24 protein-coding genes, 1 tRNA gene and 1 pseudogene are annotated in these 22,111 nt (G+C 69.3%); 14 read left to right on the forward strand and 12 right to left on the reverse strand.

Annotated elements, in window-relative coordinates; translation table 11 throughout:
* Nucleotides 1-46 precede the first annotated feature (46 nt).
* The 3 genes from mmsB to ACR5MH_RS15215 all read right to left on the reverse strand — a co-directional run bounded on the left by mmsB (nucleotide 47) and on the right by ACR5MH_RS15215 (nucleotide 4,257).
* Nucleotides 47-1,396, reverse strand: coding sequence for a multiple monosaccharide ABC transporter permease (gene mmsB / locus ACR5MH_RS15205; protein ID WP_431347962.1), 1,350 nt, complete (start codon nucleotides 1,394-1,396; stop codon nucleotides 47-49).
* Nucleotides 1,396-2,943, reverse strand: coding sequence for a multiple monosaccharide ABC transporter ATP-binding protein (mmsA, locus tag ACR5MH_RS15210; protein ID WP_431347963.1), 1,548 nt, complete (start codon nucleotides 2,941-2,943; stop codon nucleotides 1,396-1,398). Before mmsA ends, mmsB begins: the two co-directional genes overlap by 1 nt.
* Nucleotides 2,944-3,135: 192 nt before the next feature.
* On the reverse strand, nucleotides 3,136-4,257 hold the full coding sequence (locus ACR5MH_RS15215) for an ROK family transcriptional regulator (RefSeq protein WP_433861915.1): 1,122 nt from the start codon (nucleotides 4,255-4,257) through the stop codon (nucleotides 3,136-3,138).
* A 171-nt stretch (nucleotides 4,258-4,428) separates the two neighbouring features.
* On the opposite strand from ACR5MH_RS15215, the gene ACR5MH_RS15220 reads away from it, so the two are divergent.
* Both ACR5MH_RS15220 and ACR5MH_RS15225 read left to right on the forward strand, forming a co-directional pair.
* Nucleotides 4,429-5,244: a shikimate 5-dehydrogenase gene (locus ACR5MH_RS15220; protein ID WP_431347965.1), complete on the forward strand. Its 816-nt coding sequence runs from the start codon at nucleotides 4,429-4,431 to the stop codon at nucleotides 5,242-5,244.
* Nucleotides 5,245-5,274: 30 nt separating this feature from the next.
* Nucleotides 5,275-5,721: a MarR family winged helix-turn-helix transcriptional regulator gene (locus ACR5MH_RS15225; RefSeq protein ID WP_433861916.1), complete on the forward strand. Its 447-nt coding sequence runs from the start codon at nucleotides 5,275-5,277 to the stop codon at nucleotides 5,719-5,721.
* A gap of 34 nt (nucleotides 5,722-5,755) precedes the next feature.
* Here ACR5MH_RS15225 and ACR5MH_RS15230 read toward each other — a convergent pair whose 3' ends face one another.
* Nucleotides 5,756-5,974: a hypothetical protein gene (locus tag ACR5MH_RS15230; RefSeq protein ID WP_431347967.1), complete on the reverse strand. Its 219-nt coding sequence runs from the start codon at nucleotides 5,972-5,974 to the stop codon at nucleotides 5,756-5,758.
* A gap of 130 nt (nucleotides 5,975-6,104) precedes the next feature.
* Here ACR5MH_RS15230 and ACR5MH_RS15235 point away from each other — a divergent pair, with 130 nt between their 5' ends.
* The 3 genes from ACR5MH_RS15235 (at nucleotide 6,105) to ACR5MH_RS15245 (ending at nucleotide 7,469) form a co-directional block, all read left to right on the forward strand.
* Nucleotides 6,105-6,518 (forward strand): MerR family DNA-binding transcriptional regulator, encoded by a 414-nt coding sequence (locus ACR5MH_RS15235; protein WP_431347968.1) that lies wholly within the window; start codon nucleotides 6,105-6,107, stop codon nucleotides 6,516-6,518.
* A gap of 188 nt (nucleotides 6,519-6,706) precedes the next feature.
* The gene (locus tag ACR5MH_RS15240; RefSeq protein ID WP_433861917.1) at nucleotides 6,707-6,865 is read left to right on the forward strand and encodes a hypothetical protein; all 159 of its coding nucleotides are present in this window, start codon (nucleotides 6,707-6,709) and stop codon (nucleotides 6,863-6,865) included.
* 40 nt (nucleotides 6,866-6,905) lie between these two features.
* Nucleotides 6,906-7,469 (forward strand): dihydrofolate reductase family protein, encoded by a 564-nt coding sequence (locus ACR5MH_RS15245; protein ID WP_431347970.1) that lies wholly within the window; start codon nucleotides 6,906-6,908, stop codon nucleotides 7,467-7,469.
* Here ACR5MH_RS15245 and ACR5MH_RS15250 read toward each other — a convergent pair.
* The 3 genes from ACR5MH_RS15250 to ACR5MH_RS15260 form a co-directional block, all read right to left on the reverse strand.
* Nucleotides 7,450-8,013 carry a hypothetical protein gene (locus tag ACR5MH_RS15250; protein WP_431347971.1) on the reverse strand — a complete coding sequence of 188 codons (564 nt, stop codon included), beginning with the start codon at nucleotides 8,011-8,013 and terminating at the stop codon, nucleotides 7,450-7,452. The two genes, ACR5MH_RS15245 and ACR5MH_RS15250, sit on opposite strands and share 20 nt — an antisense overlap.
* A gap of 20 nt (nucleotides 8,014-8,033) precedes the next feature.
* Nucleotides 8,034-9,374 (reverse strand): MFS transporter, encoded by a 1,341-nt coding sequence (locus ACR5MH_RS15255; RefSeq protein ID WP_433862658.1) that lies wholly within the window; start codon nucleotides 9,372-9,374, stop codon nucleotides 8,034-8,036.
* Between the two features lie 62 nt (nucleotides 9,375-9,436).
* Nucleotides 9,437-9,877 carry a MarR family winged helix-turn-helix transcriptional regulator gene (locus ACR5MH_RS15260; protein WP_431347973.1) on the reverse strand — a complete coding sequence of 147 codons (441 nt, stop codon included), beginning with the start codon at nucleotides 9,875-9,877 and terminating at the stop codon, nucleotides 9,437-9,439.
* Between the two features lie 83 nt (nucleotides 9,878-9,960).
* Here ACR5MH_RS15260 and ACR5MH_RS15265 point away from each other — a divergent pair, with 83 nt between their 5' ends.
* Nucleotides 9,961-11,250, forward strand: coding sequence for an APC family permease (locus ACR5MH_RS15265; RefSeq protein ID WP_431347974.1), 1,290 nt, complete (start codon nucleotides 9,961-9,963; stop codon nucleotides 11,248-11,250).
* Here the strand turns inward: ACR5MH_RS15265 and ACR5MH_RS15270 are convergent.
* Nucleotides 11,207-12,379 (reverse strand): FG-GAP repeat domain-containing protein, encoded by a 1,173-nt coding sequence (locus ACR5MH_RS15270; RefSeq protein ID WP_431347975.1) that lies wholly within the window; start codon nucleotides 12,377-12,379, stop codon nucleotides 11,207-11,209. The genes ACR5MH_RS15265 and ACR5MH_RS15270 overlap by 44 nt on opposite strands.
* Nucleotides 12,380-12,398: 19 nt before the next feature.
* On the opposite strand from ACR5MH_RS15270, the gene ACR5MH_RS15275 reads away from it, so the two are divergent.
* Nucleotides 12,399-12,605: a hypothetical protein gene (locus ACR5MH_RS15275; RefSeq protein ID WP_431347976.1), complete on the forward strand. Its 207-nt coding sequence runs from the start codon at nucleotides 12,399-12,401 to the stop codon at nucleotides 12,603-12,605.
* 56 nt (nucleotides 12,606-12,661) lie between these two features.
* Nucleotides 12,662-12,808, forward strand: a complete 147-nt coding sequence (locus tag ACR5MH_RS15280) for a hypothetical protein (protein WP_431347977.1) — start codon at nucleotides 12,662-12,664, stop codon at nucleotides 12,806-12,808.
* Here the strand turns inward: ACR5MH_RS15280 and ACR5MH_RS15285 are convergent.
* The 4 genes from ACR5MH_RS15285 to ACR5MH_RS15300 all read right to left on the reverse strand — a co-directional run bounded on the left by ACR5MH_RS15285 (nucleotide 12,798) and on the right by ACR5MH_RS15300 (nucleotide 15,399).
* Nucleotides 12,798-12,998, reverse strand: coding sequence for a hypothetical protein (locus ACR5MH_RS15285; RefSeq protein ID WP_431347978.1), 201 nt, complete (start codon nucleotides 12,996-12,998; stop codon nucleotides 12,798-12,800). The two genes, ACR5MH_RS15280 and ACR5MH_RS15285, sit on opposite strands and share 11 nt — an antisense overlap.
* Nucleotides 12,995-14,371, reverse strand: a complete 1,377-nt coding sequence (locus tag ACR5MH_RS15290) for an FG-GAP repeat domain-containing protein (RefSeq protein ID WP_433861918.1) — start codon at nucleotides 14,369-14,371, stop codon at nucleotides 12,995-12,997. The genes ACR5MH_RS15285 and ACR5MH_RS15290 overlap by 4 nt, the downstream gene beginning before the upstream one ends.
* 193 nt (nucleotides 14,372-14,564) lie before the next feature.
* Complete coding sequence (locus ACR5MH_RS15295; protein ID WP_431347981.1) at nucleotides 14,565-15,185, reverse strand: AAA family ATPase; 621 nt, start codon at nucleotides 15,183-15,185, stop codon at nucleotides 14,565-14,567.
* 131 nt (nucleotides 15,186-15,316) lie between these two features.
* A tRNA-Leu gene (locus tag ACR5MH_RS15300) sits at nucleotides 15,317-15,399 on the reverse strand.
* A gap of 154 nt (nucleotides 15,400-15,553) precedes the next feature.
* On the opposite strand from ACR5MH_RS15300, the gene ACR5MH_RS15305 reads away from it, so the two are divergent.
* The 6 genes and pseudogenes from ACR5MH_RS15305 to ACR5MH_RS15330 all read left to right on the forward strand — a co-directional run.
* The gene (locus ACR5MH_RS15305) at nucleotides 15,554-16,267 is read left to right on the forward strand and encodes an FhaA domain-containing protein (RefSeq protein ID WP_433861919.1); all 714 of its coding nucleotides are present in this window, start codon (nucleotides 15,554-15,556) and stop codon (nucleotides 16,265-16,267) included.
* Complete coding sequence (locus ACR5MH_RS15310) at nucleotides 16,264-16,857, forward strand: FHA domain-containing protein FhaB/FipA (protein ID WP_431347982.1); 594 nt, start codon at nucleotides 16,264-16,266, stop codon at nucleotides 16,855-16,857. The genes ACR5MH_RS15305 and ACR5MH_RS15310 overlap by 4 nt, the downstream gene beginning before the upstream one ends.
* Before the next feature lie 44 nt (nucleotides 16,858-16,901).
* On the forward strand, nucleotides 16,902-18,107 hold the full coding sequence (locus tag ACR5MH_RS15315) for a PP2C family protein-serine/threonine phosphatase (protein WP_433862659.1): 1,206 nt from the start codon (nucleotides 16,902-16,904) through the stop codon (nucleotides 18,105-18,107).
* A 1-nt stretch (nucleotide 18,108) separates the two neighbouring features.
* A complete protein-coding gene (locus ACR5MH_RS15320) occupies nucleotides 18,109-19,488 on the forward strand; it encodes an FtsW/RodA/SpoVE family cell cycle protein (RefSeq protein ID WP_433861920.1) in 1,380 nt (459 codons plus the stop codon).
* A gap of 3 nt (nucleotides 19,489-19,491) precedes the next feature.
* Nucleotides 19,492-20,946, forward strand: coding sequence for a peptidoglycan D,D-transpeptidase FtsI family protein (locus ACR5MH_RS15325; RefSeq protein WP_433861921.1), 1,455 nt, complete (start codon nucleotides 19,492-19,494; stop codon nucleotides 20,944-20,946).
* A pseudogene (locus ACR5MH_RS15330) lies at nucleotides 20,943-21,707 on the forward strand (serine/threonine-protein kinase); the annotation flags it as partial. The gene ACR5MH_RS15325 and the pseudogene ACR5MH_RS15330, both read left to right, overlap by 4 nt.
* Nucleotides 21,708-22,111 lie beyond the last annotated feature (404 nt).

The following is a 22,111-nucleotide window of genomic DNA, read 5'->3' on the forward strand; positions in this document are numbered from 1 at the left end:
TTTCTCTGGTTGTGATGGTGCGGGGTTCGGGAAATGGAGGTGCAGGTCAGGAGGTGAGCGACCGGGACGAGTCCTCGGCCGGGTCGGAGGTCGGGAGGACTGCGGGCTGCTCCGCGCCGGCGGCGTCGACCGCGGTCTCCCGGCGTCCGCGGCCGCCGAACAGGCGCCCGATCAGCGAGGGGCCGCCGCGGCGGTGCGAGTAGACGTCGATGCCGACCGCGATCAGGAGGACGAGGCCCTTGATGATCTGCACCCAGTCGCTGGTCACGCCGAGGAGCTGGAGGCCGTTGTTGAGGACCGCGATGACGAGACCACCGACGATCGAGCCGGCCACGGTGCCGATGCCGCCGGAGACCGCGGCTCCACCGATGAAGACGGCGGCGATCGCGTCGAGCTCCCAGCCGAGGCCGTCCTGCGGGCCTGAGGAGACCGAGCGGGCGACGGCGATCATGCCGGCCAGAGCCGCGAGCACCGACATGTTCATCATCACGTAGAAGTTGACGCGCTTGATCTTGACGCCCGACAGCTCCGCGGCGTGCGAGTTGCCGCCTACCGCGTAGATGTGGCGGCCGAAGATCGTGTTCCGGGTGATGAACGAGTACAGGATGATCAGGACGCCGAGGATGATGCCAGAGACCGGGAAGGACGTGCCGACACGGCCTCCCGCGAACAGGAAGGTGAAGTAGATCACGACGGCGTCGAGCACGACGACCTTGAAGACGCTCACCCAGAGCGGCGCCTTCTCGGAGCCCATCCGGGTCTGGCTGCGACGGGTGCGGATCTCGAGCAGCGCGATGACCACGGCGATGACGATGCCGAGCAGCAGCGTCGAGTTGTTGTAGCCGGTGTTCGGCCCCCACTCGGGCAGGAAGCCGCCGCCGATGAACGTGAAGCCGTCCGGCACCGGGATGGTGTTGGCGTTTCCGATGAGCTGGTTGAGGCCGCGGAAGATGAGCATGCCCGCGAGCGTCACGATGAACGCGGGGACGCCGACGTAGGCGACCCACCAGCCCTGCCAGGCGCCGATCGCGGCGCCCACCACCAGGCCGAGCAGGATGGCGATCGGCCACGGGAAGTGCCACTGCGTCATCGACTGGGCGACGATGATGCCGACCACGGCGGCCACCGAGCCGACCGACAGGTCGATGTGGCCGGCGATGATGACCATCACCATGCCGATGGCCAGCACCAGGACGTACGCGTTCTGGTTGACCAGGTTGATCAGGTTCACCGGGTCGAGGGTCTTGCCGCCGGTGAGGAGCTCGAACAGCAGGACGATGACGACGAGCGCGCCGAGGATGCCGAACTGGCGTCCGGTGGACTGGCCGCCGCCGAACATCTTGCCGAGGTCGCGGATCCCGCCGGACTTCTTCTTCGCTTCGATCTGAGTGGTCATTATCGGGTTGCCTTCTTCTTGGCCGAGGTCATGCTTTTCAGGAGGGTCTCGGGGGTGGCCTCCGCGATCGGAAGCTCGTTGGTGATCTGCCCCTCGAAGATCGTGTAGATGCGGTCGGAGATGCCGAGCAGCTCCGGCAGCTCGGAGGAGATGACGATGACGCCCTTCCCCTGCGCGGCGAGCTGCTGGATGATGCCGTAGATCTCGTACTTGGCGCCCACGTCGATGCCGCGCGTCGGCTCGTCGAGGATGAGGATGTCCGGGTCGGTGAACATCCACTTGGCCAGCACGACCTTCTGCTGGTTGCCGCCGGAGAGCGTGCTCACGCCGCGGTCGACGTCGGGCGTCTTGATCCGCAGGTTCTTCCGGTACTCCTCGGCGACCGCGTACTCCTGCTGATCGTCGACGACGCCGCGCTTGGCGATCTTCTTCAGCTTGGCCGCGACGATCGACTGCTTGATGTCGTCCAGGAGGTTGAGGCCGAGCACCTTGCGGTCCTCGCTGACGTAGGCGAGGCCGTTGTCGATCGCCTCGGAGACCGTCCGGAGCTGGATCGGCTTGCCGTCCTTGTACGCCTCGCCGGAGACGAAGGTGCCGTAGGAGCGGCCGAAGACGCTCATCGCGAGCTCGGTGCGGCCGGCGCCCATCAGGCCGGCGAAGCCGACGATCTCGCCGCGGCGAACGGTGAAGCTGGAGTTCTTGACCACGAGCCGGTCGGCGACCTGCGGGTGCTGGACGACCCAGTCGCGCACCTCGAAGAGCACGTCGCCGATGTTCGGCGTCCGTTCGGGGAAGCGGCTCTCGAGTGTGCGGCCGACCATCCCGCGGATGATGCGGTCCTCGTCCACGCCGTCGCCCTTGACGTCGAGGGTCTCGATCGCGCGGCCGTCGCGGATGATCGTGATCTGGTCGGCGACCTTCTCGATCTCGTTGAGCTTGTGGCTGATGATGATGGAGCTGACGCCCTTGTGCTTCAGGCCCACGATCAGGTCGAGCAGGTGGGCGGACTCCGCCTCGTTGAGCGCGGCGGTCGGCTCGTCGAGGATGAGGAGCTTGACGTCCTTGTTGAGCGCCTTGGCGATCTCGACGAGCTGCTGCTTGCCGACGCCGATGTTCTTGATCTGCGTGTCCGGGTCGTCGTTCAGGCCGACGCGCGCGAGCAGTTCGACTGCGCGGCGCTTGGCCTCGTTCCAGTCGATGACGCCGCCGCGCCCCGGCTCGTTGCCGAGGAAGATGTTCTCGGTGATGGAGAGCTCCGGGATGAGGGCGAGCTCCTGGTGGATGATCACGATGCCGCGCTGCTCGGAGGACTTGATGTCCCTGAAGCGCATGACCTCGCCCTGGTAGACGATGTCTCCCGTATAAGTCCCGAACGGGTACACGCCGGAGAGGACTTTCATCAGCGTGGACTTGCCTGCGCCGTTCTCTCCGCAGATGGCGTGGATCTCGTTGGCGTGGACGGTGAGGGAGACATCCTCGAGCGCCTTCACTCCCGGGAATTCCTTGGTGATGGCGCGCATCTGCAGGATGACTGCGTTCGACGGCATCGTCGCTCCTTGGTGTGCTGTTCGGGCTGGGTACGAGCTGTACGGGTGCGTGGGTTGCGCCTAAGTAGTAAACGCTAAATTCAGTCTTGGCGTCAAATAGTGAAGACAACGGATGCATAACGGAATCCCGTATTCGTCACGAATGTCCCGAATGGCGCGCGCAAACGCGACATTCGTCACGAATGTCGGGCGCTACTCGCTGCCGTCGAGGGCGCCCTGGATGACCAGTGCGGCGGCGCCGAGCGATTCGGCGCGGTCGCCGAGCGATGAGATCCGCACGATCGTCGTCTCGGCGATGACCGGGATGGCGTTGTGCTGGATGCCGCGCCGGATCGGTTCGAGGAGCGCGTCCCCGAGCCCGACCACCGGTCCTCCGATGAGCACCAGCTCCGGGTTGATGACGTTCGCGATGTTGCCGATCGCCTGGCCGATCGCCGTGCCGGCGTCGCTCACGACGCGGAGCACCGCCGGGTCGCGCTCGCGTCCGCGGCGGAGGATGTCCGCCGTGCTCACCGGCGCGTTGTTCCCGTGCCCGAGCGTCTCGATCATCACGCTCGTGGAGGCGATGGTCTCCAGGCAGCCGCGGTTGCCGCACCGGCAGATCACTCCCTGCTCGGTGACCGGGGTGTGGCCGAGCTCGCCCGTGATCCCGAGGAACCCGTAGTACGGCAGGCCGTTGAGGATCAGCCCGGCGCCGATGCCGGTGCCGATCTTGACGAAGATCAGGTTGCGGACGCCGCGGTTGGCGCCCCAGGTCACCTCGGCGAGCGCGCCGAGGTTGGCGTCGTTGTCCACCACGACCGGGAACCGGAAGGCCTCCACCAGGTCGCGCAGCCGCACGCCCACCCACTCCGGGAGGATGGCACCCTGCAGGACGGTGCCGGTGCGCCGGTCGATGGGACCGGGGATGCCGATCCCGACCGCGAGCACGGCCTGCCGGTCGTGGCCGCCGGCGGCCAGCATCCGGTCGAGCAACTCCGCCGCCTGCCCCACGGCGCCGGCGACGTCGTAGCCGAGCGGCAAGGCCATCTCCTCCTCCGCGATCACCTCGTAGCCGAGGGTGGCGAGCACGATGCGCGCGTGCCGGCGGCCGAAGTCCACTCCCACCGCGATGTCCCCCGTGTCGGTGAGCTGCACGAGCAGCGCGCGGCGGCCGCTGGAGGTCACCGGCGAGGTCTCCACGACGCCCTTCGCCGCCATGTCGCGGACGATGTTCGACACGGTGGCGGTGGAGAGTCCCGTCCCGCGCGCCAGCTCAGCCTGGGTGGATGGTCCGTTGGCCAGGAGGAACTCGACGAGCCGCTCCTGGTTCAAGTGCCTCAGCGCGCCTTGCGACCCGGGATTGCGTGCGCCACGCGGGGAAGACCCTGAGTGGCGGTCATGCGATAAGAGTGAATGATCGCTGAGTTGTAGTCAAGTTGTGAACGTAACGGTCGGATGAGGGGCGGCTGCGAAGGAGTTCAGGCGCCCTGCGACAATGGACGCATGCCCATCCTGAACAAGGACATGCAGGTCTGCATCTCGCTGTCCGGCCGTCCCAGCAACATCGGCACGCGGTTCCACAACTTCCTGTACGACGAGCTCGGCCTGAACTTCGTCTACAAGGCGTTCACCACCGACGATCTGGAGGGCGCCGTGCGCGGCATCCGGGCGCTCGGCTTCCGCGGCTGCTCGGTGTCGATGCCGTTCAAGGAGGCGATCATCCCGCTGGTCGACAACCTGGAGCCGTCGGCGCTGGCGATCGAGTCGGTCAACACCGTCGTCAACGAGGACGGGCTGCTCACGGCCTCCAACACCGACTACGAGGCCGTCGCGCAGCTGCTCGGCGAGCACGCGGTCGATCCCGCGTCGCGCGTCATCGTGCGCGGGTCGGGCGGCATGGCCAAGGCGGTCGTCGCGGCGTTCCGCGGCGCCGGGTTCGACGATCTGACGGTGCTGGCCCGGAACGCGGACGCCGGGACGGCGCTGGCCGAGAAGTACGGGTACACCTGGACGGCGAGCGAGCCAGAGCCGGACTTCGACGTGATCGTGAACGTCACCCCGCTCGGGATGCGTGGAGCGGACGAGTCCGCGCGGGCGTTCGGCGACGCGTTCGTGCAGCGGGCCTCCGTCGTGTTCGACGTCGTCGCGTTCCCCTCCGAGACCCCGCTCGTCGCCGCGGGACGGGCGGCGGGCAAGCGGTTGATCACCGGCGCGGAGGTCATCGCCCTGCAGGCGGCGCGGCAGTTCGAGCGCTACACCGGCGTCGCGCTCACCCCGGATCGGATCGCGCGGGCCTCGGAGTTCTCCCGGGCCGGGTGATCAGGCAGGACGACAGGGCCGGAGCCTAGAATGACCGACGTGTCCGAAGACCTCCTCGCCCTGGAGAACCAGGTCTGTTTCGGCCTCGCCGTCGCCGCGCGCAGTGTGATCGCGCTGTACCGGCCGGTGCTGGAGCCGCTCAACCTGACCCACCCGCAGTACCTGGTCATGCTCGCCCTCTGGGAGCGCGAGCCGCGGTCGGTGAAAGAGCTCAGCGACGCGCTGCAGCTCGAGCCGGCCACCCTCTCCCCCTTGCTCAAGCGGCTGGAGGCCAACGGCTACGTCGAGCGCAGGAGGAGCGTCGCCGACGAGCGCGCCCTGGAGGTCACCCTCACGGGTGCCGGCCGCGAGTTGCGCGCCGAGGCGGAGAAGATCCCGCCGCGGATCGTGGAACGGCTCGGCCTGCCGATGGACGACATCCTGAACCTGCGCGAGAGCCTGCGGACGATCATCGCGGCGGCCGTCAAGGAACCCTGAACTCCTCAGGACGCTCAGGCGGGGCTGTGGGCGCTCAGGCGGCGATTGGGCAGACCAGCCGGCTCGCGTCGCGCTGGCCCTCGGGCCGCAGCACGGAGTGCTCGGTCATCGGCCGGCCGCAGATCGGGCACGGCGCGGCGGGCGAGCGGAGGTCGGGACCCTCGGGGTGGCCCGCGCCGAGTTGGGCCGGGCCGGCCACGCGGATCAGCTTGGCGTTCCAGCGCGCGTACCACTGCGCGAAGCGTCCGGACATTCTCTCTGCTCTCCCACCGACCCGTGTAGTTAGGGCACTAACTAATAGTGTAGCGCGATTCGACCATGACCCAGGGGTCAGGGTTTACGCTGACGGCGGAGCGAATCATCCAGGCTCCGCGAGGTGGGACATGCAGATCGGCGAGCTGGCCGGCCGGGCCGGCGTGACAGTGAAGGCCGTGCGCTACTACGAGCGCCTCGGACTCGTCGCGCCGCAGCGGCTGCCGAACGGCTACCGCGACTACGACGACGTCCAGTTGCGGGCGGTCCGGGAGATCCGTGAGCTCGCCGCCACCGGGATCCCGCCCGGGAAGGCCGCGCCCTTCATCGCCTGCCTCGGCTCGGGCCACGCCCGCAGCGATGAGTGCCCGGCCTCCGTCACGGCGTACCTCGACGGCCTCGCCGAGGTGGAGGCCGCGATCGCTGTCCTGGAGGCCCGCCGCGAGCAGCTCGCCCGGCGCCTCGCCTCGGCGACCGGCGACGTGCCGCAGGCGCCCGACACCGGGTACGGCTGCACGGTGGCCGCAGATCATCCCACGGGATGACCCCCTCCCGACCATCGGCCGATGCCCGGCACGCCCTCCCCGCTTGACTTGATGCCGTGACCGGTCCGCCCAGCGGACGGCCACGCATCGGCCGGACGAGGGGCCGGCCGAGGAGGGGAGACGATGACCACGCTGGAGCACCGCCACCACCAGGGGGACTGGTGCGAGCACGGGGAACGCTCGCGGGCGTGGCGGACAACGCCTACCTCAGGCTGCTCTCCGCGCTGGTCATCCTCGCGGCCGGCGCCGCGTCGCTTGTTCTCGTGATCGGATTCGCGCTCGACGTGGTCGTGCCGCTGGTCTTCGGGAACGAGCTGCGGGCGCTGGCCGTGCTCCTCCCGCACTGAGTCCTTCCCCCTCGTGACCGCGCGGGCCTAGAGTCGCCGCATGTCCCTCGTCTTCTCGGCTCTCGCGTCCCTCGACGGCTACACCGTCGACACCTCCGGCTCGTTCGACTGGGCTGCCCCCGACGAGGAGGTGCACGCCGCCGTCAACGCCCGCGAGCGCGGCATCGGAACATACCTCTACGGTCGCCGCATGTTCGAGACCATGCGCGTCTGGCAGGACATGGGCGGCGGCGACGCGCCGGAGGTGATCCGCGAGTACGCGGAGATCTGGCGCGACGCCGACAAGATCGTGTATTCGTCGTCGCTCACCGGCGTCTCCACGCCGCGCACGACGGTCGAGCCGGTGTTCGATCCGGGCGCGGTCCGGGCGCTGGTGGAGGCTGCGCCCGGCGACGTGTCGATCGGCGGCCCGACGCTCGCTGCGGAGGCCTTCCGCGCCGGACTGGTCGAGGAGGTCGTGCTCTACCTCGTCCCGGTGTCCGTCGGCGGGGGCACGGCCGCACTGCCGACGGATCTCATGCTCCACCTCGAGTTGCAGGAGGAGCACGCCTTCCGGTCCGGGACCGTGATGCTGCGCTACCGGGTCAACGCACCCGCAGAGTGACGCTCGGCCGGTCGAGGGCGACCTCCAGGTCGTGCAGCGTGACGCCGTGCTCGCCCAGGATGGCGACCGGGTAGAAGAAAGCGTCGTACTCGGTGCCCGTGCCGGGGAGATCCACCCCGTCCGACTCGAACGGGAGCGGGTGGCCGGAGGTGCGGGTCACGAGGTCGCCGTCGTCGCCCAGCTCCACCGAGACCGAGCGGGTCGGGGCTCCGCGCTCCAGGAAGCTCCAGCTCATCGCCGGGAGTCGCACGTCGATCGTCGCCCGGTAGAGGTCCCGCTGCTCGCTGAGGAGGCCGGCGGCCCAGCCGACCGTCTCGGTGGCGCCGTGCAGCAGCATCCAGCCGTTCATGGCGGAGGTGAGGACGAGGAGCCCGGAGCCTTCGCCGAGGTGCGGGTTCTCGCACCAGGAGAACTGCTCGTCGAGGATCTCGGCCTCCAGCTCGGTCGCGACGCCGCGCGCGGGCCCGGCGGGCAGGAAGATCCAGCTCCCGCTCGCGAACACGTCGAAGAGCTGTTCGCTCAGCACCGGGACGTCCTCGGACACGTGAGGATTCTACGGCGCGATCACACCTCCGCGGCGCCGGTCGCGAGCCGGTCCACCCGGCGCAGTGAGCGGTCCACGAGCGTGATCACCAGGAACAGCGCACTCGCGCCGAGCATGAACCAGGCCAGGTCGTGCAGGCCGGACGTGTCGGCAGTCGTATGGAAGAAGGCTCCGGTCGCCGCCGAGGCGAGCATCGCGCCCAGGTACATGAAGGTGCGCAGCAGCCCTGACGTCGCTCCCATCCGGGTCGGGTCGGCCTGATGGTAGAGCGTGTTCTGGATGGCGAGGTTCACCAGCCCCTGCGGGACACCGGTGACGATCGCGATGAGCACCAGGAACCAGAGCGCGGCCTCCGCTCCCACCAGGAGCAGCAGCACCGCCATCACGATCTGGCCGGCAGCGCCGACGATGAGCTTCCAGCGGATCTCCGGCCTCCGTCCGAACAGCGACGCGACCAGGATCCCGATGCCGAAGGTCGGCAGCAGGATGAGGCCCGCAGCGGCCGGCGACAGACCGCGGCCGCCCTCCAGCCACTGCGTGAACCCGTAGAGGTAGCAGTACGAGACCGTCGCCGCGAGCACGCTGCGCGCGTACGTGACCAGCAGCGGGACGTTGCCCGCGAACACGCGCACGTCGATGAACGGGTCGGAGCGGCGCAGCTCCCACAGGGCGAAGGCCGCGCCGGACACCGCTGCGAGACCGAGCAGCCAGAGCTGGGCGATGTGGATGTTCATGAGGAAGAGCAGGAGGCTCACCAGGGTGGCGGCGAAGAGCGCGACACCGAGGTAGTCGAGGCGGCCGCGGGGCGGGCGGGCTGCATCCAGCGCGGTCCGCTTCGGGAGGAAGAGCAGGCTGAGCACGAGCGACGCGATCGCCAGCGGGATGTTGACCGCGAAGGTCGCGCGCCAGCCGCCCACCTGGATGAGGAGGCCGCCGAGCGTCGGCCCGATGACCGCGATGGTCTGGGTCGTCACCGACAGTGCGGTCAGAACGCCGGCCGGGCTCCGCATCCCGGTCCGGGTCGCCTCGCTGCGGATCAGGTACATGGCCGCCGGGTAGCCCGCGCAGGTGCCGAAGCCGAGGATGACGCGCGCGATCACGAGCACCGCGATGTTCGGCGCGAACACGCCGATGACACCCGCGATCCCGGTCAGGATGGCGCCGGCGACGGACAGCCGCCGCGGCCCGAACATGTCGACCAACCGCCCGACGAGCGGCTGGCCGATGGAGGTCGCCAGGTAGAGGGACGACACCAGCCACGCGGTCTCGGAGGCCGGAGCGCCGAGCGCCGTCGCGATGGGGACCAGCGCGACCGCGATGATCGACGAGTTGACCGGGTTGAGGACCGCCCCGATCATCATCGGCGCGAGCAGCCGCCGGTCGAACCGGTCGGCGGGACCGGGCTTGGCGGCGATCACGTCGATCACGGCCGCACCAGCTTCTCGATCAGGAGCGTCGCCGCGAGCACCGTCTGGCGTTCCTCCTCCGTCAGCCGCTCCTCCATCGCGTGCGCCAGCCACTCGCGTCGGGCGTCCAGGTTGCCGCTCTCGGCAGCCCGCCCGGCGTCGGTCAGGGAGACGAGCTGCCGTCGGCCGTCCGTGGGGTCGGGTGCGCGGACGACGAGGCCGAGCTCCTCGAGCGACGCGATCGTGGTCGCCATCGACTGCGGCCGCACGCCCTCCAGCTCGGCCAGCCGGGAGGCCGTGCTGCCCTCGCCCTTGCCGATGCGCGCGAGAGCGGACGACTGCTGAGCGCTGAGCCCCGCGGACTCTGTCGCCACCTCGCGCAAACGGCGGCGGAGCCGCGCGAAGGCTACGCGCAGGTCGAGCGCGGCGCGGATGGAGGAGGCGGAGGGATCGGACACCTCGCCAGCCTAACTGTTCAGTCACGACTGCGCAGTCTGGACTGTCTAATTACGATTAACACGCGACGACTAAGCTGCAACCCGTGACCGCTCCCGCCTCCCCCACCTCGGGCGCGCTGGCCCGCCGCTTGAACCTCGGCGACGCCGTGACGATCGGACTCGGCTCCATGATCGGCGCCGGGATCTTCGCATCGTTCTCGCCCGCCGCCGCGGCCGCCGGAGCAGGTCTTCTGGTCGGTCTGGTCGTCGCCGGCTTCATCGCGTTCTGCAACGCGACCTCTTCCGCGCAGCTCGCGGCCCAGTACCCGACCTCGGGCGGGACATACGTCTACGGGCGCGAGCGGCTGGGCGAGTGGCCCGGCTTCGTCGCCGGGTGGTCGTTCGTGGTCGGCAAGACCGCCAGCTCGGCGGCGATGGCGATCACGTTCGCCACTTACGCGGTACCTGCCGCCTGGGTGAAGCCCGTCGCCATCCTCGCCGTCGTGATTCTGACGCTCGTCAACACGCTCGGGATCACGCGGACGGCGCTCCTCACCCGCATCCTGGTCGCGGTCGCCCTGCTCGCCCTCACGGTGGCCGTCGTCATCGGCTTCACGCACACCGCGGCGAGCGCGTCGGCCCCCGGCACGCCGCCGACGGTCTACGGCGTCCTCCAGTCGGCCGGCTTCCTCTTCTTCGCGTTCGCCGGCTACGCCCGGATCGCGACGATGGGCGAGGAGGTCGTGAACCCCGCCCGCACCATCCCGCGCGCGATCACGACCGCCCTCACGATCACGCTCGTCGTCTACGCGCTGGTCGCCGTCTCCGCCCTTCATGCGCTCGGCCCCGCAGGACTCGCGTCGGCCCCGGCCCCGCTGGGCGCCGTCGCCGACACGACGGGAGCGGACTGGCCGGGCATCGTCATCCGGATCGGCGCGGCCGCCGCAGCCCTCGGGGCCCTGCTCGCGATGATCGCCGGGATCGGCCGCACGAGCCTCGCGATGGCACGCAACCGGGACCTCCCGGGCTGGTTCGCCGCCGTGCACCCGCGCTTCCATGTGCCCTACCGCGCGGAGCTGGCGCTCGGCCTCGTGGTGTGCGTGCTCATCGCGGTCACCGACCTCCGCGGCGCGATCGGCTTCTCGTCGTTCGGCGTGCTCCTCTATTACTTCGTCGCGAACCTGTCGGCGTGGACGCAGGACCGGGCGAACCGCCGATATCCGCGGGCGCTGGCCGTGGCGGGAGCGGTGGGCTGCCTCGTGCTGGTGGTGACGCTGCCGGTGGTCTCGATCGTCGCGGGCGTCGTGGTGCTGGTCGTGGGGGTCGGGTACCGGATCGTGCGGGTGCGCCTTACGAGAGCACCGTCCGGATGTTCTGCCAGCCGTCGCCGATGACCCTGGTGGTCGCGGCCCAACTCGGGCCCATCAGGCCCTGCAGGTACAGGAGGGTGCCGTCCCCGTTGGGGTTGGCGATCACGACTCCCGTGTCGTTCGTCCAGTAGTTGTACCACCCCGCCGCCCAACCGGCCCGCGCGACGGACGCACTGAGACTGCTCAGGACGCCGCTCTGCGGACCCATATCGTCGATGAACATCTGAGGGCTGCCGGCGGGCGTCCGGTTCACACTCGACCAGCCTCCGTTGCTCACCACATCGGCGAACCCGTCCACGTTCACATCGGCCGTCACGAAGCTGTCGGTGGCGGCCAGGCCGGGGATCGTCAGCGGCACGCCGGAGCTGAACGGCAGGTGCCCCGGGTTGCTGAGGATGCGGTTCAGGTACAGCCACACGGTGCCGTCCGACTTCCGCGCGATCAGGTCCGCGAAGCCGTCGTCGTTGACGTCACCGAAGGTGATGGATGTGAAGGCCTGCCATCCACTGCCGATGACCGTCCCCGACGAGTACGGAAGCCTGCCGGGGTTCGAGTTCATGTTGTTGTAGTAGGCGACCAGAGCGCCGTCGGACCGGACCGCGACGATCTCGGCGTACTGGTCGCCCGTGAGGTCGCCCGTCGCCTCCAGACGGAAGCCGAACTGCGGCCCCCAGCCCGAACCGATGGTCTGCGAGGAAGTGAACGGGACGCCCGTGGAGCTCACCCACGACGAGTTCTGGAAGTAGAGCAGCCGTCCGGTGTAGTCGATCGCCACGATGTCGGAGAGTCCGTCCGCGTTGACGTCGGTGGCGGTGGGCCGCGACGGCCAGGACGTCCACATCGGAGGACACGGGTCCGCCTGGACGAGCTGCGCGCTGCCCACGGTCAGGTACTGGCTCGTTGTGCTCACCATGAGGGTTCCGGCATTTTCGAGACCGTTGCTCGTGAAGTCGAGCTGCACCGACCCGCTGGCGTCCGCCACCGCCGAGACCGGGGTGTAGGACGGGGCATACATATCGGTGAAGGTGTAGGTCTCGTCGGCCACGAATCCGCTGAGCGTCCCGTGGATCCGACTTGTGGAGGCCGCCTCCTGGCCGCCGAGGGCGACGTAGCGCGTCGTGCAGATCGCGTCCGCGCTCAGCTTTCCGGTCACGGTGACGCCGGATGCGCACGTGTTGAGAGAGACCGTCTTCCCGAACACACGCGTCGCTCCGGAGAAGAGCTCGAAGAAGTCGACGCCGCCGGAGATGAAGGAGCCCGCGATCGTCGTGTCGATCGTGGCGGTCCCCTGGGCATCCGCGACGATCGCCGCGCCGAACGCGACTCTGGCGGGGGAGTCGAGGTGCGCACGTCGCCGGTGTACTGGGCCGCCGCCGTGAGGCCGGTGACGGTCCCCGTCACGTGCAGCGACTGGTAGTAGCCGCCCTGCAGGCTGGTGCAGTCGATCGCCGCCGCCAAGTCGGCCGACTGGATCCCCGTGGCACTCGCGGGCGCCGACACCCCGACGACTCCCGCGATCACCGCCGCGATCACGACGACCGCCACCCGCAGCCGCCATCCACCACGGCGCGTCACGGGATGACCTGACGGAATCGCTGCCACCCGTCGCCGATGATCCAGGGAGGGTCGTTCCCGCTCCCGCTCAGATCGTCGAAGTACCGCAAAGTCCCGTCGCCGTTGGGGTTCACCACGAGGAGACCGGGCACGACCGACCCGGTGACCTGCCCCGTCAACCAGCCGGTCTGCGGCGTGAGCGTACTCAAGGCGCTCAACGCGTTCTTCGTGACGGAGAGGGGGTCCCGAAGAACTGGCTGTTTCCCGCCGGAGTGCGGTTGGGGTTCAGCCAGCCCCCGTAGCTCCAGAGGTCGGCGTAACCGTCCCAGTTGAAGTCGACGGCCGCGTACCCGTAGGCGTTTTCGGGCCCAGGGGCGTCGATCCGGACTCCGGAGGTGAAGGGCAGGTGGCCCGGGTTGGTGGCGTAATGGTTCAGATAGAGCCAGTACGTGCGATCCGACCGCTCCGCGATGAGGTCGCCGTAGCCGTCGTGGTTCACGTCCCCGATCGTGATGTGGGTGAACGGCTGCCATCCGCTGCCGATGACCGTCGCCGTCGTGTACGGCATCCCCGGTGCATTCGAGTAGAGGTTGTTGTAGTAGGCGACCAGCGTTCCGTCCGTGCGCACGGCGACGATCTCCACGGGGCCGTCGCCGGTGATGTCGGCGGCCACCTCCATCCGGAGGCCGAATTGCGGACCCCATCCCGATCCGATCGCCCGCCCATAGATGAAGGGGTGACCGCCGGGGTTCTGCGACAAGAGGTTCGGGTAGAAGAGGAGGTTTCCGCTGTAGTCGATCGCGAGGATATCGGTCAGGCCGTCTCCGTTGACGTCCGAGTTCGTCGGCGTTCTGAGCGGATAGGTCTTCATCGCCGGACAGGGATCCCCGAGCGCCCAGTTCGAGTGGCCGACCGCGCCGGCTTGACTGGTCGTGGTGATGGCGGCGCCGACCGTCGTCAGCGGACCGCCGACGACGAGGTCGTAGGCGACCGCGCCGCTCGGGTCGGCGACGGCCGAGGCGCTGCCGGACGTGGGCGTGGTGCCCAGCGTGTAGGTCTCCCCCGGGACGAAGCCCGTCAGGGTGCCGTGCACGCGGTACGCCGTGTCCTCGAGGTCGCTGGCCGTCCCGAGGAACCGGCTCGTGCAGACCGCGTCCGCCGTCAAAGTCCCGGTGGCGGTCACACCCGACGCGCACGTTGTCGTCTGCACAATCGTGTCGGCGACATCCGTGGTGCCCGACCAGACCACCACGCCGTACTGATCGCCCGAGACGATCGAGCCGGAGACCGCGGTGTCGATGGCGGCCGCGCCCTGAGCGTCCGTGGCCACCGGGATGTCGGCGCCGACGACAGCGGAGCCACTGTCGTAGACCCGGGCAACGAACTGCGCCGAGGCCGGCAGCCCGGTGAGGGACGCGGTGAGGTGCATCGAGTGGTAGAAGCCGCTCTGGAGGGTGGAGCAGTCGATGGTGGAGGCCACCCCCGACCAGGTGACCGTCGACGCAGCCCCTGCCGGCGTCCCGAACCCCACGACTCCCGCGATCACCGCCGCGATCGCGACGACCGCCACCCGTAGACGCAGCTTCCCCACGTGTTCCCCCTCCGCGCAAAACCAAGCACGGAGAGCTACGACGCTGCCCGGCGCGATCACTCTAGTGATCGGCGACCCGCCGTTCTGCCACCCGGATGAGGGACATTTCATAGAGAACAGAAAGGGCCGCTCCCGACATCGTCGGCGCCGTCCCCCGCTATCCGAGCCGCCCCCGCTATCCGAGCCGCCCCCGTTATCCGAGGACGGTGCGCTGTGGCCGGGGACTCACGCCGAGCAGAGTGTCGCAAGCGGTGAGGAGTGCCTCCTCGAACGCCGACCGGTCACCGTCGTTGGTGATGACGGCGTCAACCCCGCGAGGCGCCGGCCGCAACGCGGCCACCACCCAGCGGTCCCAGTTGGCGAGCTTCCACGCGTCTCGCCAGGATTGGCGCGCGAGGATGCGCTCCCGGATGGTCGGTTCCGCCGCGCTCACCCAGATCACGACCACCCGGCCGCCGTGAGCAGCCACCCGCTCCCGGAACGCCTCCAGCCAGCCGGGTGTGCTGAGTCGCGACCGGAAAGTGTTCGTCGCAATAATGCTGACGCCGGCGCTGACGTTATCGATGATGACCGCTTCCAAAGCGTCGTTCCCTGGGTTCCGACCCGCGCGGATCAGTGTCTGCGGGGAGCGGTCCTGGGCGGGGAACCCGGCCGCTTGGATGAGGGCGGACAGCATCGGCTGGTACATCGTGTCGGCATCCAGGTAAGCCCACCCGTAATGGCGCGCCAGTATCCGTGAGCCGGTCGTCTTCCCGGCGCCGGGCGGCCCGGCGACGAGGACGACCCTGGGGTGGGCAGCGGCCTCGGAGGTCATGGTCCTACTATGCCGGAACCGACTCCCGCAGCCCCCCACGCCTGACCGTAGCCGCCCTCGGCCTCCGGCCTGGTGTGCCGACCAACAAGAAAGGGCCGGATCGACTCCCGTCGACCCGACCCTCTCGTTCGTGCGCGAGGGGGACTTGAACCCCCACGCCCTTTCGAGCACTGGCACCTGAAGCCAGCGCGTCTGCCAATTCCGCCACTCGCGCGAACCCAGGAAGACTAACACGACAGCCTCTTCGAGGACGAATCCGCACGGCGCCCTGAGAACGGTCTTGAGCTGTGAGGCAGCCGTGCGGGGGTGTCTTCCAGGGGGTTCCGACTAACATGCATGTAGCTGGCCAAGCCGGGAGCGGGAGACTAGTGGGCATTCTGGACAACTTCGAGCGGGGGCTCGAGCGCGCCGTCAACGGCGCGTTCGCGAAAACCTTCCGTTCCGGGCTGCAGCCCGTGGAGCTCACCAGCGCCATCCGCAAGGAGATGGACACCAAGGCGGCCGTGGTCGCGCGGGACCGGGTGCTCGCTCCGAATCGCTTCATCCTGACGATGTCGCCCACCGACTACACGCGCATGAGCTCGATGGGCGCCGCGCTCACCGACGAGCTCATCGCGTTCGCCCAGAAGCATGCCACCAGCCAGCACTACGCGTTCGCCGGCGGGCTCTCCATCGACCTCCGGGAGGACCCCGACATCACCGTCGGGATGCTCGAGATCGACTCCGAGAACGTGAAGGGCGACGTCGCCTGGACGCCGGTGTTGGACATCGACGGCCGGCATTACCCGCTCACCGGGGGGCGGACGGTCGTCGGCCGCGGACAGGACGCCGACATCACGGTGGACGACACCGGTATCTCCCGCCGGCACGTCCTGATCACCTGGGACGGCCACCGCGCCCAGGTGGAGGACCTCGGCTCCACCAATGGATCGCAGCTGAACGGACAGCCGGTGAAGAAGGCGATCCTCGAACCCGATTCCGTCGTCACCATCGGCCGCACCCGCATCGTCTTCCGCGTGCTCCCGCAAGCGACGCGCGCTCCCGGCTCCGCGCAGGGCGACAACTTCTGGAGCGCATCGTGAACCCGAGTGAGCTCACCCTCCTGGTGCTGCGCTTCGGCTTCCTGCTGCTGCTGTGGCTGTTCGTGTTCGGCATCGTCTACGCGCTCCGCACCGACCTGTTCGGTCAGCGCGTGCGCAAGCTCCCGGAGTCGCAGGCGGCCTCCTCGCCGTTCCCGACACCGGCGGCCACGCCCGCCGCGGCTCCCGCGCCCGTCCCCGCCCCAGCAGGACCGACCGAGCCGGTCATGAAGCATGCGCCCGTCTCCAACCTGCCGGCCGGCGCCAACACCGCCGTCGGCGGCACGAACGCCAGCGTCCAGACGGCTCACCGCCTGGTCCTCACCTCCGGGCCGCGCGCCGGCACGGAGCTGACGCTCGGCCGCGACCCCATCACCATCGGCCGGTCCAGCGAGTCCGGGCTGGTCATCCGCGACGACTACACCTCCACCCACCACGCCCGCCTGCTCCTGTGGAACGACGAGTGGATGATCCAGGATCTGGACTCGACCAACGGCACATTCCTCGACGGCCGCCGCGTCACCGTCCCGACCCAGGTCCCGCTCGACACCCCGATCAAGATCGGGACGACCACGTTCGAGCTGCGACGGTAACCCGTGGCAGGCAATCGGGCAGCGGCCGTCTCCACGTCGGGAAGATCCGCTCGAACAACCAGGACTCCGGCTACGCGGGTCATGAGCTGTTCGTCGTGGCCGACGGCATGGGCGGCCACGCGGGAGGCGATGTCGCCAGCGCGATCGCGGTCAACCGCATCAAGGAGGCCGACGGCGAGTACGAGACGGCGCCCGAAGCGGAGTTCGCCCTCCAGTCCGCGCTGATCGCCGCCAACTCGCTGCTCGCCGAGACCGTCTTCGAGCATCCCGAGCTCACCGGGATGGGCACCACCGTCAGCGCGCTGATGCGGGTCGGCGACGAGATGGCCATCGCCCACATCGGCGACTCCCGCATCTACCTCTTCCGCGACGGCGAGCTCAGCCAGGTCTCCGTCGACCACACCTTCGTGCAGCGGCTGGTCGACAGCGGCCGCATCACGGAGGAGGAGGCGATGGTCCACCCCCGCCGCTCCGTGCTGATGCGCGTGCTCGGCGATGTCGACGCCTCCCCCGAGATCGACACCCTCATCCTCGCGACCAGGCCCGGAGACCGCTGGCTGATCTGCTCCGACGGCCTCAGCGGCGTCGTGAAGCACGACGACCTCCTCGCGGCGCTCGCCACCCGCGACGCCCCCAAGCAGGTCGCGGACAAGCTCCTCAAGCAGAGCCTCGACGCGGGCGCGCCCGACAACGTCACCGCGGTGATCGTCGATATCGCGGACGTCGCCCGCGGCGACGTCGTGAAGGAGCCGATCACGGTCGGCTCGGCGGCCTCGCCGCTCCACTTCGGCGAGCCCAAGCCGACGACGCGCGCCACGCGCCTCCCGACCCTCCGCCTCCACCCGGTGCGGCCCGCCACCGGCCCCACGCACTTCGAGCCGCAGTCGGACGACTACCTGGACGAGCTGATCGAGGAAGACGAGCGCCGCGCGCGGCGCCGCCGGCTCACCTGGATGATCGGCCTGGCGGTGCTCGTCGTCGCGATCGTGCTCGCGGTGCTCTTCGGGTACCAGTGGACCCAGTCCCGCTTCTTCGTCGGGCCCTCGCCCGCGGGCAAGGTCGCGATCTATCAGGGCGTGCAGCAGAACCTCGGGCCCATCGTGCTCTCGCACGTCTACGAGGAGTCGGACGTGAAAGTGAAGAGCCTCCCGCAGTACGACAAGCAGCTCGTGCAGCAGACCATCAACGCGGACGACCTGGCGGCCGCCCGCGCGATCGTGGACCAGTTGACCGATGCCGCAAAACAGTAGCGTGAGCGAGCGCAAGCAGGCCAGGCCGGCCACCGGCCCGGTCAAACGGCTGCGCCTGCCTGCCAAGCAGCGCAACCTCGAGCTGTTCCTGCTGCTCATCGCCTGCGGCATCAACGCCGCGGCGGTCGTCCTCGTGCAGCTCGGCGCGCTGGGCCACCTGGACCTCACGCTCGTCTACCTCGGCGCCGGCCTGTCCGCGCTCGTGCTCGGGATGCACGTCGCGCTGCGGTTCGTCGCGCCGCAGGCCGACCCGTTCCTGCTCCCGATCGCCACGGTCCTGACCGGCATCGGGATCGCGGAGATCTACCGGATCGACATCCACTTCGCGGACTCCGGCTGGAACAGCGCGGGCGTCAAGCAGATCGCCTGGGCCGCGATCGCCATCGCCTGCGCCATCGCGGTCATCGTCGTCATCCGCAACCACCGCGTCCTGCAGCGCTACACCTACATCTTCGGCCTCGCCGCGCTCGTGCTGCTGCTCCTGCCGATGCTTCCCGGAATCGGCCGGGAGATCTACGGGGCGCGGGTGTGGATCGGCATCGGCCCGTTCAGCTTCCAGCCCGGCGAGCTCGCCAAGCTCTGCCTCGCGGTCTTCTTCGCCGGCTACCTCGTGCAGGCCAGGGACTCGCTCTCGATGGTGGGCAGGAAGTTCCTCGGCATCCGCTTCCCGCGCGCCCGCGACCTCGGCCCGCTGCTGATCGTCTGGCTGATGTCGATGGCCGTCATCGTGTTCCAGCGCGACCTGGGCACCGGCCTCCTCATCTTCGGCCTGTTCCTCGTGATGGTGTACGTCGCCACCGCCCGGATCAGCTGGGTGATCCTCGGCCTGCTGCTGATCGTCGGCGGCGCGGTCGTCGCCAGCCAGCTCCTCCCCTACGTGCACGACCGCTTCGCGAACTGGCTCGACCCGTTCTCGCAGAAGGTCTACGACGCGCAGGGCGGCAGTTTCCAGCTCGTTCAAGGCCTCTTCGGCCTGGCGCACGGCGGCCTCGTCGGGACCGGCCTCGGGCAGGGCCAGCCGTGGGTCACGCCCGTGTCGCAGAGCGACTACATCATCGCGAGCCTCGGCGAGGAGCTCGGCCTGGCCGGCCTGTTCGCGATCTTCGCGCTCTACCTCATCTTCGTGGCGCGCGGCCTCCGGATCGGCTTCGCCGGACAGGACGACTTCGGCAAACTGCTCGCGGTGGGGCTGTCGTTCACCGTCGGCCTGCAGTGCTTCATCGTCATCGGCGGAGTGACGCGGGTGATCCCGCTCACCGGTCTGACGACGCCGTTGCTCGCGGCGGGAGGCTCCTCCCTCGTGGCCAACTGGATCATCGTGGCACTGCTGCTGCGGCTGTCCGACACCGTCCGCAACCAACCCCGTCTGGTGGTGAGCTGAACGATGAATCGTGAGATCAAGCGGGTCAGCACGATCGTGCTGGTGATGTTCCTGGCGCTCCTGGTGTCCACGTCGATCCTCCAGGCTTTCCAGGCGGACAGCCTGGCCGCCGACGCGCGGAACACCCGCGCGCGCAACGACAGCTATGCGGCCCAGCGCGGCGCGATCCTGGTCGGCGGCCAGCCGATCGCGCAGTCCGTGCCGTCGAGCGACGTGTACAAGTGGCAGCGCGAGTACAGCAACGGACCGCTGTACTCGGCCGTGACCGGCTTCTATCCGGTCAACGGCGAGGCGACCGGGCTGGAGGGCGCCCTCGACGATCGGCTGTCCGGCACCTCCAACGCGCAGTTCTTCGAGCGGATCAACTCGATCCTGACCGGCAAGAACCCGCAGGGCGCGACGGTCGAGACGACGATCGTCGCGAAGGCGCAGCAGGCGGCCTGGGACGCGCTCGGGGATTACCAGGGCGCCGTGGTGCTGCTGGAGCCGAAGACCGGCAAGATCCTCGCGATGGTGTCGAAGCCCACCTACGACCCCAACGTGCTGGCCTCCCACGACACCGCGGCCGTCAACACGGCCTACCAGCAGCTCCTCGCCGCCCCGGGCAGCCCGCTCACCAACCGCACCATCGGCGGCAACCTGAACCCGCCCGGCTCCACGTTCAAACCGGTCATGAGCGCCGCCGCGTTCGGGACGGGCCAGTTCACCAAGGACAGCCAGCTCCCGAACGTGGCCTCACTCCCCCTCCCGGGCTCCCCGACCGTCGTCAAGAACGACTCGCTGACCACCTGCGGCCCCGGCGCGACGGTGTCGATCGCGACCGCGCAGATCCTCTCCTGCAACATCCCGTTCGCCGAGCTCGGCATGCAGCTTCAGCCGCAGGTGATCAAGGACCAGGCCGACAAGTTCGGCTTCAACCAGCCCCTGAGCATCCCGATCCCGGTCGAGAAGAGCGTCTACCCGCTCTACACCGACCCCGCGGAGCGGGCGCTCGGCTCGTTCGGGCAGAAGGACGACCGGGCCACCCCGCTGCAGATGGCGATGGTGTCGGCCGCGGTCGCGAACGGCGGGAAGCTGATGACGCCGAACCTCGTCGACTCGATCCGCTCGTCGGACCTGCAGCCGATCGAGACGTTCCAGCCCCAGCAGTTCTCGCAGCCGATGAGCCAGCAGAACGCCGACACCATCAAGCAGATGATGGTCGACGGCGTCGATCACGGCGTTGCGAGCAATGCAAGAATAGACGGGGTCGAGGTCGGCGGTAAGACGGGGACGGCGCAGAACGGGGCGACCGACCCGTACACCCTGTGGTTCACAGGATTCGCGCCGGCGAACGACCCTCAGTTCGCCGTTGCGGTAGTCGTTGAAAATGGCGGTGGACGGGGTCAGAGCGGCACGGGTAACTCCATCGCCGCGCCGATCGCGAAAAAAGTACTAGAGGCGGTGCTGAATAAATGAGACCCACAGCAGGGCTCACCTTCGGAGGACGTTACGAGCTGCAGTCGCGGATCGCGATCGGCGGCATGGGCGAGGTCTGGCAGGCGACCGATCTGGTCATCGGCCGCACCGTCGCGATCAAGATCCTCAAAGACGAGTACCTCGGCGACCCCGGCTTCCTCGAGCGCTTCCGCGCGGAGGCCCGCCACGCCGCGCTGGTCAACCACGAAGGCATCGCGAACGTCTACGACTACGGCGAGGAGGAGGGCAGCGCCTTCCTCGTGATGGAGCTGGTGCCCGGTGAGGCGCTCTCCACCATCCTCGAGCGCGAGCACGTCCTCAGCACCGACCGCACCCTCGACATCGTCGCGCAGACCGCCGCCGCCCTGCACGCCGCGCACGCCGCCGGGCTCGTCCACCGCGACATCAAGCCGGGCAACCTCCTGATCACGCCGGACGGCCGGGTCAAGATCACCGACTTCGGCATCGCCCGCATCGCCGACCAGGTCCCGCTCACGGCCACGGGCCAGGTCATGGGAACGGTGCAGTACCTGTCGCCCGAGCAGGCGTCGGGCCACCCGGCATCCCCGACCACCGACATCTACTCCCTCGGCATCGTCGCCTACGAGTGCCTCGCGGGCCGCCGCCCGTTCACCGGCGAGTCGCAGGTCGCCATCGCCATGGCGCAGATCAACGAGGCGCCGCCGGAGCTGCCGCCCACGGTCGCCGAACCGGTCCGCAACCTCGTCTTCGCCTGCATCGCGAAGAACCCCGCCGACCGTCCCGCCTCGGCGGCGCACTTGGCGCGTGCGGCGCAGGCCCTGCGCCGCGGCGACGTCCGCGCCGCGGCCGCGTCTGTGCCCGCCGTGCTCGGCGCCGCGATCGCAGCCGACGCCGCCACCGTGCTGATGACCTCCCCCAACCTCGCCCCGACGCAGGCGACCACGGTCCTGCCCGCCGCCGCTGCCGGAGCGGTGGTCGAAGAGGAGGAGACCGACGAGCCGGTCGAGGAGAAGAAGCGCAGCCCGTGGACCTGGCCGCTCATCGCGCTGATCGCGCTCCTGGCACTGGTCCTCATCGGGACGATCATCGCGCTGCTCGCGCAGCCGAAGAACTCCGGCCCCGACGGCCACGACGCCGCCCGTCGTCCACACGACCGCGCCACCGCCGTCCCCGACCCCCACGC

Source organism: Streptomyces sp. L7 (genome assembly GCF_050990935.1).
In the GTDB taxonomy this organism is placed as follows: Bacteria; Actinomycetota; Actinomycetes; order Actinomycetales; family Microbacteriaceae; genus Leifsonia.